Origin of the sequence: Shewanella sp. (assembly GCF_051658185.1) — a bacterium.
Taxonomy (GTDB): Bacteria; Pseudomonadota; Gammaproteobacteria; order Enterobacterales; family Shewanellaceae; genus Shewanella.
Genome location: NZ_JBOFMC010000112.1, coordinates 1 through 13,594, shown reverse-complemented (window position 1 = coordinate 13,594; position 13,594 = coordinate 1). Strand labels below are relative to the sequence as shown.

The following is a 13,594-nucleotide window of genomic DNA, read 5'->3' as shown; positions in this document are numbered from 1 at the left end:
TCACCCTGATTGCGAAGGCTCAAGCACTGCATGGTGCTAACCTAAGCAACGCAAATGCAGCGGACGAAGTGCTCGAGTTCCTCATGGCCCGCTTCCGCGCGTGGTACCAAGATAAAGGTATCGATGTTGACGTGATCCTTGCCGTATTGGCGCGACGCCCAACTCGCCCTGCCGACTTTGATAGCCGGATCAATGCGGTATCCCACTTCAGAAGCCTAGAAGCATCCAGCGCACTGGCAGCAGCCAATAAGCGGGTATCTAACATTCTGGCGAAGGTTGAAGGTGAATTACCATCAAGCGTGAATGCCACGTTGTTGGTGGAAGCTGCTGAACAAGCATTAGCTGCCAAGCTGACTGAGCTACATCCTCAACTGGCACCACTGTTTGCAAATGCCGATTATCAACAGGCCTTAACCTTGCTGGCGAGTCTCCGCGAAAGCGTTGATCAGTTCTTTGAGGATGTGATGGTGATGGCTGATGATGCCGCATTGAAAAACAATCGCTTAGCACTGCTAACCACATTGCGTGAACAGTTCTTGCATGTGGCGGATATATCTCTGCTGCAGTAAACAATTGACCTAAAAATCACGCTTAACAAAACGCGCTTTTAGCGCGTTTTTTATTTGCTTAATGATCTGCCCGCAGCCGTGAGTGATTGGGCCAAATTCACATAATAGATTGAAGTATTTGGTTAACTTTACCAACAGCTACATACCATAATGGCAAGCCAAGGCTTGCCATTATGGGTAAGGCTAGCGGCTTCAAGCGCCAGCCTAAAGCCGATTTTAGCGTTAGTTAATTTAAACGCTACACATCTAAGTTCGCCACGTTAAGCGCGTTGGCTTCGATAAACTCACGACGAGGTTCTACTTGATCGCCCATCAAGCAAGTAAACAATTGGTCTGCACCCACGGCATCCTCAATTGTCACCTGTAGCATCCGGCGAGACTCAGGATCCATCGTGGTTTCCCACAACTGCTCTGGGTTCATTTCACCCAATCCTTTATAACGTTGGATGTACAAACCACGTTTGGCCTCAGAGATAGTCCAATCGAGCGCTTCGAGGAAGCTGCCAACCTCTTTCACCCGCTCGCCGCGCTGCACGTAACCGCCTTCTTCAATCATTCCCTCAAGCGCAGCGCCTAACTTACCAATGCGTTGATAATCAGTAGATTGGAAGAAGTCATAAGTAAACAGGTAGTTAGTATCGATACCATGCTTACGAATGGTGATCTTCGGCAGATAGACTTTACGCTCAGGATCTAAAATGGCCTCACCAGAATACAGCACGCCGCTGCTTTCTAATTCCACCAGCTCATGGATAAAGGCATCAATCCATTCCTGCATCTTAGCTTCGTCAGCCAACATCTCGTTAGTGATCATCGGGTGATACAGCATACGATTAGTAATGTGCGTGGGATAACGCTGCTCTAAACGAGCAATAACCGCTTCAACGTCACGATATTGGGTCACCAAACGTTCTAACGGCTCACCAGACATGCCCGGAGCCCCTTGGGTTGGGTACACAATTGTGCCGTCCAATGCTTGGGTGGTGAGGTATTGGGTCAGCGCCGCTTCATCCTTAAGATATTGCTCCTGCTTACCTTTTTTCACCTTAAACAATGGCGGCTGTGCAATATACACATAACCACGCTCAATCAGCTCAGGCATTTGGCGGAAGAAGAAGGTCAACAGCAAGGTACGAATGTGCGAGCCGTCGACGTCCGCATCCGTCATGATGATGATGTTGTGATAACGGGTCTTATCCGGATTGTATTCATCGCGACCAATACCACAACCAAGAGCGGTGATTAGCGTTGCAACCTCTTGAGAGGAAAGCATTTTATCAAAGCGCGCTTTCTCAACGTTTAAAATTTTACCTTTAAGAGGCAGAATCGCTTGGTTCTTACGGTTACGTCCCTGCTTAGCGCTACCGCCAGCAGAGTCCCCTTCCACGATGTAAATTTCAGAAAGGCCAGGATCTTTCTCTTGGCAATCGGCCAGCTTACCCGGCAAACCACCTAAATCGAGCGCGCCTTTACGACGAGTCATTTCACGGGCTTTACGCGCCGCTTCACGGGCACGGGCGGCATCGACAATCTTACCGACAATCAATTTAGCATCGACAGGGTTTTCCAATAGGTAGTCGTTTAGCTTTTCACCCATGGTTTGTTCAACAGCGGCTTTCACTTCGCTAGAAACCAATTTGTCTTTGGTTTGCGAGCTGAACTTAGGATCCGGTACTTTAACCGAGATCACCGCAGTTAAGCCTTCGCGGGCGTCATCGCCAGTCGCGTTAGTTTTACCCTTCTTGTTGTAACCCTCGTTTTCCATGTAGTTATTGAGGTTACGTGTCAACGCACTACGGAAACCCGCTAAGTGAGTACCACCATCGCGCTGAGGAATGTTGTTGGTAAAACAGAAGATATTTTCTTGATAGCCGTCGTTCCACTGCATCGCGACTTCCACGGTGATGCCGTCGTCACGCTCCTGCATAAAATGGAATACGTCTTTGTTTACTGGGGTTTTGTTGCGGTTTAGGTAATCAACAAAGGCGCTGATGCCGCCTTCGTATTTAAAGAATTCGTTTTTATTGTCACGCTCGTCAACTAAGCGAATACCGACGCCAGAGTTGAGGAATGACAGTTCACGTACGCGCTTAGCTAAAATTTCAAAATGAAATTGGACGTCGCTAAAAGTGTCTTCACTTGGCCAAAACCGGATTTCGGTACCGGTTTTAGTCGCATCGCCAATCACTTTAATCGGCGCATCGGGGACACCGTGGGTATAAAACTGTTCGTGGACCTTACCTTCACGGCGAATGGTCAGCTGCAACTTTTTCGAGAGCGCGTTAACCACCGACACGCCCACACCGTGCAAACCACCGGAGACTTTATAGGAGTTATCATCAAACTTACCACCGGCATGCAATACCGTCATGATCACTTCTGCCGCAGAGACCCCTTCTTCCTCATGGATAGACACCGGAATACCGCGGCCATCATCTTTGACAGAAACCGACCCATCCACATGGATAGTGATAGTAATATCGCTACAATGGCCTGCTAACGCTTCATCGATAGAGTTATCGACAACTTCGAACACCATATGATGTAGACCCGTACCATCGTCGGTGTCTCCAATATACATCCCAGGTCTCTTACGTACCGCATCAAGGCCCTTTAGGACCTTGATACTCGAAGAATCGTAACTATTCTCTGACATATTATTCTCTCAATGGTTATTCAACTACCGTTACCCGTCCCTGTTCCACATGAAACATCCTACTGGGGGGGGCGTGTAACGAATCGACTATTGCTGCAGGATCAATGGCGGTCACAAACACTTGCGCCCCGGTATCCGTTAACTGCTTAAGCAATAGCTGCCTATGCTGTGCATCCAACTCGGATGGAAGATCATCCACAAGATAAATACTGTGTTTATCTATTTGTTGTTTGAGCAACTTTCCCTGTGCAATACGCAGTGCACAGACTAATAATTTCAACTGGCCACGGGACAGGGCATCCTGCGCCGGCAAAGTGCCTACACGAAGTCTTAAATCAGCTTTATGGGGACCGCTGACGGTATGACCTGTGGCCACATCTCTGGAATATTGGGCCGCGAGTAACTCAGCAAAATCCGCTTTACTATCCCAACCCCGGGTAAAAGAAACCTTTACATCTACCCTCGGTAAAAACTCCCCGATTATACCCTTAAGTAGCTCATTTAACGAGTCTACATAACGGTTTCGTATTTCAGTGACCTGCTCGGTATAACGGACAAACTCCAGATCCCAATATTGGATGCTGCTATAGGGGGCTCCATTCCTAAGCAATTGATTTCGCTGTTTAAGAACCCGCCTGACATTCATCCATGCCGCATAAAATTGTGGCTCAGAATGAAATGCCCCCCAATCAATAAATTGCCGACGAGATTTTGGTCCTTCAAACAGTAATGAAAAGCTTTCTGGGGTGATCACTTGGATGGGCAACGTTTCGGCTAAGGTCGATAATCGCTTGACCTTATCACCATCAATTTTGACCTCAGTCTCACCGCTGCGAAAGCGCCGCAAACCGATTTTACTGTCACCACGGGGTAAGCTTAGGGTGGCAAATAAGGTTAATTTATCCTGTTCGGTATTGATCACCCGCTGAGATAAATGACTTCGAAATGATCGCCCCATCCCCAAAAAATAAATCGCTTCGAGAATGCTGGTTTTGCCGCTGCCATTTTGGCCATAGATCAGGTTAATCCCAGCCGCTGGGGTTAATTGGGCCGATTGAATATTGCGAAATGCTTCGATATTAAGGCGGGTTAAACTCATAACAGACTCATAGAGCTAAACAAACGACTTAGGCAAGCCCACATTGACCCTAAAGCCGCAGGCCAACTGACGCGCCGCAATAAACCTCGGCAGCAACACCGACAGCGCCTAAGAACAACTACACCGCCCCAAGGCGGTGCAGTTTGCAAGGAAGACCCAATACCGGCAACGATGGATGACCCCACTATAAACGCATTGGCATAACCACATACATGGAATCTTCTTCCAAGTGGTTTTCAATCAAGGCGCTCGAGTTACCATCAATCAGGGTGATACGCACATCATCGGACTTAAGATTATTAAGCACGTCGAGTAAATAACTGACGTTAAAGCCAATTTCTAAAGGCTGGTTGTGGTAATCCACATCAATAATCTCTTCCGCTTCTTCCTGCTCAGGGTTGTTAGCAGTGATCTTAAGCAACCCATTTTCCAGTTGGATCCGCACGCCACGGAATTTTTCATTAGAGAGGATCGAGGCGCGAGTTAAGGCTTGCTTTAGGTGGTTACGGCTCGCAATAACCACTTTATCGCCCCCTTTAGGTAATACTCGGCGATAATCGGGGAAGCGACCATCCACTAACTTACTGGTAAACACGGTATTGCTGGTGGTGGCTCGAATAGCATTATCACCAATCGCAATGGTAATTTCGAGCTCCTCAGACTCCAACAGTCGCGCCATTTCTATCACGCCCTTGCGAGGAACAATCACTTGTTTTTCAGGCAATTGAGCATCAATCACTCGATGACTTAAGGCCAATCGATGGCCATCTGTCGCAATCGCCCGCAGCACATTGCCTTCGGTTTCAAGCAGCAGGCCGTTAAGGTAATAACGCACATCTTGGTTGGCCATCGAAAACTGGGTCGAATCGATAATCGACTTAAGCACCCCTTGCTTTAAGCTAAACTCAATTTCCGCCTCAAAGGCTTCGACATTGGGGTACTCTTCAGCCGGCAGTGTCGCCAACGAAAAACGGCTCCGCCCAGAGCGTAACAGCCACTTATTATCCTGTTGCTCAACTTTTAATTCGCTTTGTTCTGGCAAGGATTTAACGATATCGAGCAACTTCTTAGCAGGAACCGTTGTACGCCCTTCTTCTACTTCACCGTGGATGGCGGCTTGACCGACCAACTCGACCTCTAAATCGGTACCGGTAAGCTTAAGTGAGTGGCCGCTAACTTCAACAAGGAGGTTTGCCAAAATAGGTAAATTGTGACGCCGCTCTACGGCACCACAGACTAATTGCAGCGGCTTTAATAGGGCATCCCTATCAATTGAAAATTTCATCGTTTCCAATTCCTTGATTTTAAGAAGATAACGTTCTGATCAAGTTAGCATAATCTTCTTTGATGTCGTGACTCTCTTCCCGTAGCTGCGCAATCTTACGACAGGCGTGCAATACAGTGGTGTGATCGCGCCCACCAAAGGCATCCCCAATTTCCGGCAAACTTTGGTTGGTTAATTCTTTCGATAACGCCATCGCCACTTGTCTTGGACGGGCAACACTGCGTGAACGCCGCTTAGACAGCATGTCTGCCATCTTGATTTTGTAGTATTCCGCTACGGTTTTTTGAATGTTATCTATAGTGACTAATTTTTCCTGCAGTGCCAATAGGTCGCGCAGCGCTTCACGAACAAAATCAATGGTGATCGGTCGCCCGGTAAAATTAGCGTTAGCAATAACTCGGTTTAACGCCCCTTCTAACTCCCGGACGTTAGAGCGCAACCGCTTGGCAATAAAGAAGGCCACTTCGTCGGGCAGGTTGATGCCGCTCTCCTCGGCCTTGCGCATCAAAATCGCGACCCGGGTTTCAAGCTCAGGCGGTTCAATTGCCACCGTGAGGCCCCAGCCAAAGCGAGATTTTAATCTGTCCTCTACCCCGTCGATCTCTTTAGGATAACGATCCGAGGTCAGGATGATCTGATGATTACCTTCAAGCAAGGCGTTAAAGGTATGGAAAAACTCTTCCTGCGAGCGGTCTTTGTTGGCAAAGAATTGAATATCGTCGATAAACAGCGCATCAACACTACGGTAATAACGTTTGAATTCTTCGATGGCATTGTTTTGCAGCGCTTTGACCATGTCCTGCACAAAACGCTCGGAATGCATATAAACCACTTTCGCATTGGGATTGTTTTTGATAATGCCATTACCCACAGCGTGCAACAGGTGGGTCTTACCCAAACCGGTTCCGCCATATAAAAACAGAGGGTTATAAGCACCGCCCGGATTTTCGGCCACTTGCAATGCCGCCGCCTTACCTAACTGATTCGACTTACCTTCGACAAAGTTATCAAACTGATAAGTTGGATTGATATTGCTGCGGTGATTCGCGTTGGCAATCGGTTCTGCTTGGGTATTAAAAGTGGTGCCAACCGTTGCTTTAGTTTGGGAATGAGGCGCACGCGTCGCCGCCAAAGGCGCAACCGCTTCAGGCTTTTTCGCCGACGGACGACTGCCAATATCGAAACGCAATTTGGGTGCATCGTTGCCCATTTGCTCAGTAAAAAACTGATTGATGATATTAATGTACTTTTCTCTGACCCAATCGAGCACAAACCGGTTAGGTGCGTAAAGCACTAAGGTATCTCCGTCCATTTCAGCTTGTAACGGTCTGATCCACATACTGAACTGCTGAGCAGGAAGCTCATCTTGCAGTCGTCCGATACATTGTTGCCAAAGTGAAACCGCCACTTAGTTATCCCCAGAAAGATCATGAAAAGAGGTGTATTCTATAGCGAGATCTCGATGATCGCTATCCTTAAAAAATATTTATCCCCAGCAAGATCGCTCTGTGTGTATATCTTCGATCATCAATGATCAAAAACGATCCTTTTATTCTACATTTGGTGCAAATCCCGCTTTATTAAGCGATCCACCTTGATCTATAATGGCGACCCTTTGATCGTGTTAAAGATCCTTGATACTACTATATGTTGTGGCTGTACACAGAGTTATCCACATCTTATGGTATCTTGTGGGGATTGATCGAAGGATACGCTGGCAGAAATAACCCACTTACCGACTTTCGTTGTTGACGGGAACAAGTAAAGTGATTACAATTCGGCCTCTTTTTTGCCCTTACCTCTATTACCAGAGATAAGGAATGTTCACTAATAACAAAGACGGATTGCCATCATGAGTAAACGTACTTTTCAACCTAGCAACCTGAAGCGCAAGCGTTCTCACGGCTTCCGCGCTCGTATGGCTACTGTAGGCGGCCGTAAGGTGCTTGCACGTCGTCGTGCGAAAGGTCGCGCTCGTTTATCTGCTTAATAAGTGGATAACTAGTTGACTAGCTATACCTTTACGCGGGAGTTACGTTTGCTAACTCCCGCGCAATTTAAAACTGTTTTTTCCAATCCTATCAAAGCATCTTCTGCTGAAATTACCCTGCTCGCTATTCCTAACTCGGAACAACATCCGCGTCTGGGCTTGACTGTCGCTAAACGTTACGTAAAGCGTGCCAATCAACGTAATCGCATTAAACGCATCATCAGAGATAGCTTTCGGTTACAACAACACAACATCCCTCATCTTGATATTGTTGTGCTTGTCAGAAATGGCGTGATGGAAATGGAAAACGCTGAAATCAACCAATTGATAGAAAAGCTATGGCGCAAACTCAGTCGCCGCTACAATGGCTAGCGACCACGTTAATCCGTGGCTATCAAATCATCATTAGCCCGCTACTGGGCCCTCGATGTCGTTTCAATCCCACTTGCTCTCATTACGCCATTGAGGCAATAAAAGTGCACGGAACCGCGAAAGGTTGTTGGTTTGCATTGAAACGCATATTAAAATGTCACCCTTTACATCCCGGCGGTAGTGATCCCGTCCCCCCTAAAAATGACAGGTGTAATAAATAGGCTATGGAATCTCAACGCAATATATTGCTCATAGGACTACTGTTTGTCAGCTTTTTGCTGTGGCAACAGTGGCAGGCAGACAAAGCTCCTAAACCCGTTGCAACCCAATCGTCAATCGCGGCGAATCCGACTAGCGCTCACAGTGCCGATGTTCCAGAAGCAGATGCTGGTGTGCCTGCCACCGTGGTGGCGAGCAAAGATCTTATCACGGTAAAAACTGACCAGCTTGATGTGCAAATCAACCCAGTGGGTGGTGACATCGTGTTTGCTGCGTTAGTCGCACACAAAATGGAAATTGATAAAGATCAACCATTTGTATTGCTAGAACAAACCAAAGACTATACCTATATCGCCCAAAGCGGCTTGATAGGTCGTGATGGTATCGATAGCAGCGCCAAAGGTCGGGCGACCTTCACCGCCTCCGCGACAAGCTTTAGCCTCGCCGACGGTCAAGACACCTTAGAGGTGCCATTAACCTATGTGGCTGACAACGGCGTAACTTACACAAAAGTGTTTGTATTCCATCGTGGCAAGTTCAATGTGGATGTGGATTATAAGATCAACAACACCTCGGCAGCGCCATTGCAAGTTCAGATGTACGGTCAGATAAAACAAACCATTAAGCCGTCTGAAAGCAGCATGATGATGCCAACCTACCGTGGTAGCGCCTTCTCCACTCAAGATGTACGTTATGAAAAATACACTTTTGAGGACATGGCCAAAAGCAACCTGAACCAAGCCACCTTAGGCGGCTGGGCAGCGATGCTGCAACATTACTTTGTATCGGCTTGGGTTCCCCCTGCAAACGATAGCAATACCCTGTTTTCTAGCGTCAGCGCGGGTGGTTTAGCCAATATTGGCTTCCGTGGTGCACTGCACGATATTGCTCCGGGTAGCACTCAAGAAATCCGCTCACAATTCTATGTTGGCCCGAAAGATCAAGCGGCATTATCCGCCATCTCTGAAAGTTTAAACCTCGTGGTGGATTATGGTTTCCTTTGGTGGTTAGCGGTTCCCATTTATAAACTCTTGATGTTCTTCCAATCATTAGTTTCTAACTGGGGTGTAGCCATTATCTTAATCACCCTGACTGTTCGTGGTTTACTGTTCCCGCTCACCAAAGCGCAGTACACCTCGATGGCGAAGATGCGTAATCTCCAGCCAAAACTGCAGGATTTGAAAGAACGCTTCGGCGATGACCGTCAAAAGATGGGTCAAGCCATGATGGAACTGTACAAGAAGGAAAAAGTAAACCCAATGGGTGGCTGCTTACCTATCCTGTTACAGATGCCAATCTTCATTGCCTTATACTGGGTATTGTTAGAAAGCTTCGAGCTGCGTCATGCACCATTTATGTTATGGATCGATGACTTATCAGTACAAGATCCTTACTACATTCTGCCGCTGCTGATGGGCGTATCGATGTACATCATGCAAAAGATGCAGCCGATCGCACCGACGATGGATCCAATGCAAGTGAAAATGATGCAATGGATGCCAGTGATCTTTACCGTATTCTTCCTGTGGTTCCCATCAGGTCTGGTACTGTACTGGTTAGTGGGTAACATTGTGGCCATCATCCAGCAGAAGATTATTTATGCAGGTCTAGAGAAAAAAGGCTTAAAATAAGCCTAAGCGCTAGAGAAGAGCTAAACGCTCTAAGCATATACAAAAGGCGGCTTCATTGGCCGCCTTTTCCTTTAGATGATTTGATCGATATTTAGTGGGTATTTCCGTGACAACTGACACTATCGTGGCGCAGGCCACTGCGCCCGGACGGGGCGGCGTAGGTATCATTCGTATCTCAGGTGATAAAGCAACTGACGTTGCCATGGCCGTATTAGGCCATTTACCTAAAACCCGTTATGCCGAGTATTGCGACTTTAAAAGTGCCTCAGGCCAAGTCATAGACCAAGGCATTGCCCTCTTCTTTAAAGGCCCAAATTCCTTCACCGGGGAAGATGTTTTAGAGCTTCAAGGTCACGGCGGCCAAATCGTCCTCGATATGCTGATCAAACGCGTGCTTGAAGTTGAAGGTATCCGCATCGCCAAACCCGGTGAGTTCAGCGAACAAGCCTTTATGAACGATAAACTCGACTTAACTCAAGCCGAGGCGATTGCCGACCTTATCGACGCCACCAGTGAGCAGGCCGCCAAAAGCGCGCTGCAATCGCTCCAAGGTGAGTTTTCAAAGGAAGTGCATGAGCTGGTGGATCAAGTCACCCATCTGCGTTTATACGTCGAAGCCGCCATTGATTTCCCCGATGAAGAAGTCGACTTTTTAAGTGACGGCAAAATTGCCAATGCGCTGTATAAAATCATCGACAAACTCAGCGCAGTACAGGCCAGTGCCAAGCAAGGCGCTATCATTCGTGAAGGGATGAAGGTGGTGATTGCTGGTCGGCCAAATGCCGGAAAATCGAGCCTACTCAATGCCCTTGCAGGTAAAGAGTCGGCCATTGTCACCGAAATTGCCGGCACCACCCGCGACGTATTACGCGAACATATCCATTTAGATGGTATGCCGCTGCACATTATCGACACCGCAGGTTTACGCGACACCACAGATACCGTGGAACAAATCGGTATCGAGCGCGCCTGGAATGAAATCAACAGCGCCGATCGGGTGTTATTTATGGTCGATGGCACTACCACAGATGCGGTAGATCCCCATGATATTTGGCCCGATTTTATCGATCGTCTCCCCGCTAATTTAGGGGTAACCGTCATCCGTAACAAAGCCGATCTCACCGGTGAAAACCTCGAGATGACCGAAGAAAAAGGCTATAGCGTGTATCGGATCTCGGCCAAAACGGGACTCGGTGTTGATGAGTTAACACAGCACCTTAAATCGCTAATGGGGTATCAGAGCAACCTCGAAGGTGGCTTTATCGCCCGTCGCCGGCACCTTGAGGCCTTAGATATCGCAGCAAGCCATTTGCAACTCGGTAAAGAACAACTAGAGATTTACCTCGCTGGCGAGTTATTAGCAGAAGAGCTCAGAATGGCGCAACTCGCCCTATCGGAAATCACAGGCCGCTTCACCTCCGACGATCTACTGGGCAAAATTTTTAGCTCATTCTGCATCGGGAAATAGGCAATCCGTTAAATTTAAGCCAATAAAAAGCCCATTTTCATGGGCTTTTTTGTTTTCAAGTTAACACGGTAAGCGCTGCGTTATGTCGCTTGCCGATAGTGATCTTGCATTTGATATGAACGGGCATAAAGCGCAAATATCAATGCCGCCAAGATGGCAAATCCCGCGAAGAAAAACATCTGGAACGCCGTAATACTGATCCCCGTTTGGGCAATTTGCTCCGTCACCGCCGGGCTTTTCACGCTAACGTTCGCCAGCAATACCCAGAGGTTACCGACAGTGACCGACAGAGTCCAAAAACTCATAATCGTACCTTTCATTGCTTTGGGAGCCTGACTGTAGGCAAACTCCAATCCAGTGGCAGATACCAGTACCTCACCAAAGGTCAGTAAGGCATAAGGTAAGATTTGCCAGAAAATAGAGAGTGCCGAACCGCCATCCATCACCAATTGAATGCTACCAACCACAATCCAACTTAACCCCGTGATCGCAATACCCGCTCCCATTTTGCGTAGCGCAGTCAGTTTAATCCCCATGCGCTCAATGGCTGGATATAACACAAAGTTATTGAATGGGATCAAAAGCATCACTAACAGTGGATTCAAGGCTTGCATCATGGCAGGCTCAAACCAATCAGGCTTAGTCATATCATTAGCCTGTAAAATCCAGGTCGAGGCTTTTTGATCAAACAGCGACCAAAACGGTGTCACTAAGGCAAATAACACTAAAATACGCAGCACTGAACGCACACCGTCAACCGCATGATCCGGGTGCAATCCACGAGCTCGCTCAAGTTGCAATGAAGCGCCAACCCCAACAAACCCCATCACCAACACCATGGCACTGCATAGCCCAGCCACTACCCCTAAGGTAGGAATATTCGCTAACGCGTAGGCACCTAAAACGCCACCGATAAACGCCAATACCAGCCCGATATTTGCTTGGCCAGCCACTTTAGTCATTAACGCCGTGCGCAGCACAGGTAAAAAACCGTGAGGATCCTTTGGCTCAGGCGGCATATGCACATAACGCTTACGCCCCAACCAGAAGAACACGGTGGCAATAAACATCAAGATCCCTGGGATACCAAATGCCACAGCCGCCCCGAAGTTTTTGAGCAGCAACGGCATAGATAAGGACGCAAAGAAAGAGCCAAAATTGATCGTAAAATAAAACATATCAAAGGCTTTTTGCGCGAGCGACTTGTTTGATTGATCAAACTGATCCCCCATAAAGGAAGAAACAAGCGGCTTGATCCCGCCGGAGCCGAGCGCGATTAAAAACAATCCGGTGTAAAAGCCTTCAATACTGTGCTCAAAAATGGCCAAAAATGCATGACCCACACAGTAAATTAAGCTTAACCATAAAATGGTGTTGTACTTACCAAAAAAACGATCCGCGATCCAACCACCCAGCAGTGGGAAAAAATAAACGCCAATCACAAAGGAATGGAATACATCTTTTGCCACTGCCCCGCGCAGATCCTCAGGGATAGAAAGTAACAGAGCGGTCATTAAGAAAGGCGTTAAAATATTCCGCATTCCATAAAAACTAAAACGCTCGCACGCTTCACTGGCGATAATGTAGGGAATTTGACGTGGCCACTTTGGCTCATGAACAGGAGTTGTCATCGATAATCCTATTATAATTGTTATAAAAATCTTCAGGTCATAGTGTATAAAGCACTAATAAGCAGCCAAAGATACTAACAGACTGCAGAATATCTTTGCCTACATTTATACAAAAAACATCGCAAAACCGACATAAACAGCAACAAATCATATCGATTTTACCCACGCAGAGAGCCACAGTAATGACAAAAATCGCCATTTTAGTAGGAACCACCTTAGGCAGCAGTGAATATATCGCCGATGAAATGGTTGCCCAACTGGCCCCATTGGGCCATGAGGTGACCACCTTTCTACAACCTACCATCAGCGAATTAACCCCATACACCCACTGGATCATCGTTTGCTCAACCCATGGTGCGGGAGATCTTCCGGACAATATCCAGCCATTTTGCAAAGAAGTGGCCTTGTACTACCCCGATCTATCCCAAGTAAAATTCGCCCTGTGTGCCATTGGCGACTCCAGCTACGACACTTTCTGCCAAGGGCCTGAGCAGTTAATTTTTGCGATCGAAAACTGCGGCGCCAAAGCCTTTGTGGATAAGATCCAGATCGATGTGCAACAAGATCCGACGCCAGAAGACCCAGCCCTCGTGTGGTTAAACCAATGGCAAGCAAAGCTGTAGATCGCAAACAGGTAAAAAACGTAAAACCACCCACAGTTTCGATCACACTTA

General features: G+C 47.4%; 12 protein-coding genes. 7 read left to right on the top strand and 5 right to left on the bottom strand.

Translation table 11 applies throughout. The features are described 5' to 3' along the window. Nucleotides 1-569 (top strand): DALR anticodon-binding domain-containing protein (locus ACRCZA_RS04655; protein WP_438673305.1); only part of this gene is annotated, 569 nt, incomplete at its 5' end. 238 nt (nt 570-807) lie between these two features. On the opposite strand, the gene gyrB is transcribed toward ACRCZA_RS04655, so the two are convergent. The 4 genes from gyrB to dnaA all read right to left on the bottom strand — a co-directional run bounded on the left by gyrB (nt 808) and on the right by dnaA (nt 7,017). After that, nucleotides 808-3,225 (bottom strand): DNA topoisomerase (ATP-hydrolyzing) subunit B, encoded by a 2,418-nt coding sequence (gene gyrB / locus ACRCZA_RS04650; protein WP_438673304.1) that lies wholly within the window; start codon nt 3,223-3,225, stop codon nt 808-810. A 16-nt stretch (nt 3,226-3,241) separates the two neighbouring features. After that, on the bottom strand, nt 3,242-4,324 hold the full coding sequence (gene recF, locus ACRCZA_RS04645) for a DNA replication/repair protein RecF (RefSeq protein WP_438673303.1): 1,083 nt from the start codon (nt 4,322-4,324) through the stop codon (nt 3,242-3,244). A gap of 184 nt (nt 4,325-4,508) precedes the next feature. Beyond that, nucleotides 4,509-5,609: a DNA polymerase III subunit beta gene (gene dnaN, locus ACRCZA_RS04640; protein WP_438673302.1), complete on the bottom strand. Its 1,101-nt coding sequence runs from the start codon at nt 5,607-5,609 to the stop codon at nt 4,509-4,511. 19 nt (nt 5,610-5,628) lie between these two features. Beyond that, nucleotides 5,629-7,017: a chromosomal replication initiator protein DnaA gene (dnaA, locus tag ACRCZA_RS04635; protein ID WP_438673301.1), complete on the bottom strand. Its 1,389-nt coding sequence runs from the start codon at nt 7,015-7,017 to the stop codon at nt 5,629-5,631. 444 nt (nt 7,018-7,461) lie between these two features. Here dnaA and rpmH point away from each other — a divergent pair, with 444 nt between their 5' ends. The 5 genes from rpmH to mnmE all read left to right on the top strand — a co-directional run bounded on the left by rpmH (nt 7,462) and on the right by mnmE (nt 11,289). Further along, a complete protein-coding gene (gene rpmH / locus ACRCZA_RS04630; protein WP_006083827.1) occupies nt 7,462-7,599 on the top strand; it encodes a 50S ribosomal protein L34 in 138 nt (45 codons plus the stop codon). Between the two features lie 15 nt (nt 7,600-7,614). Then, nucleotides 7,615-7,971: a ribonuclease P protein component gene (gene rnpA, locus ACRCZA_RS04625; protein ID WP_438673300.1), complete on the top strand. Its 357-nt coding sequence runs from the start codon at nt 7,615-7,617 to the stop codon at nt 7,969-7,971. After that, the gene (gene yidD / locus ACRCZA_RS04620; protein ID WP_438673299.1) at nt 7,938-8,192 is read left to right on the top strand and encodes a membrane protein insertion efficiency factor YidD; all 255 of its coding nucleotides are present in this window, start codon (nt 7,938-7,940) and stop codon (nt 8,190-8,192) included. Before rnpA ends, yidD begins: the two co-directional genes overlap by 34 nt. Nucleotides 8,193-8,195: 3 nt before the next feature. After that, nucleotides 8,196-9,821, top strand: coding sequence for a membrane protein insertase YidC (gene yidC, locus ACRCZA_RS04615; protein ID WP_438673298.1), 1,626 nt, complete (start codon nt 8,196-8,198; stop codon nt 9,819-9,821). A 106-nt stretch (nt 9,822-9,927) separates the two neighbouring features. Further along, nucleotides 9,928-11,289 carry a tRNA uridine-5-carboxymethylaminomethyl(34) synthesis GTPase MnmE gene (gene mnmE, locus ACRCZA_RS04610; RefSeq protein WP_438673297.1) on the top strand — a complete coding sequence of 454 codons (1,362 nt, stop codon included), beginning with the start codon at nt 9,928-9,930 and terminating at the stop codon, nt 11,287-11,289. A gap of 80 nt (nt 11,290-11,369) precedes the next feature. On the opposite strand, the gene ACRCZA_RS04605 is transcribed toward mnmE, so the two are convergent. Beyond that, on the bottom strand, nt 11,370-12,920 hold the full coding sequence (locus tag ACRCZA_RS04605) for a POT family MFS transporter (protein ID WP_438673296.1): 1,551 nt from the start codon (nt 12,918-12,920) through the stop codon (nt 11,370-11,372). A gap of 182 nt (nt 12,921-13,102) precedes the next feature. Here ACRCZA_RS04605 and mioC point away from each other — a divergent pair, with 182 nt between their 5' ends. After that, nucleotides 13,103-13,543, top strand: coding sequence for an FMN-binding protein MioC (mioC, locus tag ACRCZA_RS04600; RefSeq protein ID WP_438673295.1), 441 nt, complete (start codon nt 13,103-13,105; stop codon nt 13,541-13,543). Nucleotides 13,544-13,594: the final 51 nt, after the last annotated feature.

Excerpts from the sequence above, each read along its gene's own strand:
- yidC (WP_438673298.1), top strand. The coding sequence starts at position 8,196 with ATGGAATCTCAACGCAATATATTGCTCATAGGACTACTGTTTGTCAGC.
- mioC (WP_438673295.1), top strand. The coding sequence starts at position 13,103 with ATGACAAAAATCGCCATTTTAGTAGGAACCACCTTAGGCAGCAGTGAA.
- ACRCZA_RS04605 (WP_438673296.1), bottom strand. The coding sequence starts at position 12,920 with ATGACAACTCCTGTTCATGAGCCAAAGTGGCCACGTCAAATTCCCTAC.
- dnaN (WP_438673302.1), bottom strand. The coding sequence starts at position 5,609 with ATGAAATTTTCAATTGATAGGGATGCCCTATTAAAGCCGCTGCAATTA.
- gyrB (WP_438673304.1), bottom strand. The coding sequence starts at position 3,225 with ATGTCAGAGAATAGTTACGATTCTTCGAGTATCAAGGTCCTAAAGGGC.
- yidD (WP_438673299.1), top strand. The coding sequence starts at position 7,938 with ATGGCGCAAACTCAGTCGCCGCTACAATGGCTAGCGACCACGTTAATC.
- recF (WP_438673303.1), bottom strand. The coding sequence starts at position 4,324 with ATGAGTTTAACCCGCCTTAATATCGAAGCATTTCGCAATATTCAATCG.
- rpmH (WP_006083827.1), top strand. The coding sequence starts at position 7,462 with ATGAGTAAACGTACTTTTCAACCTAGCAACCTGAAGCGCAAGCGTTCT.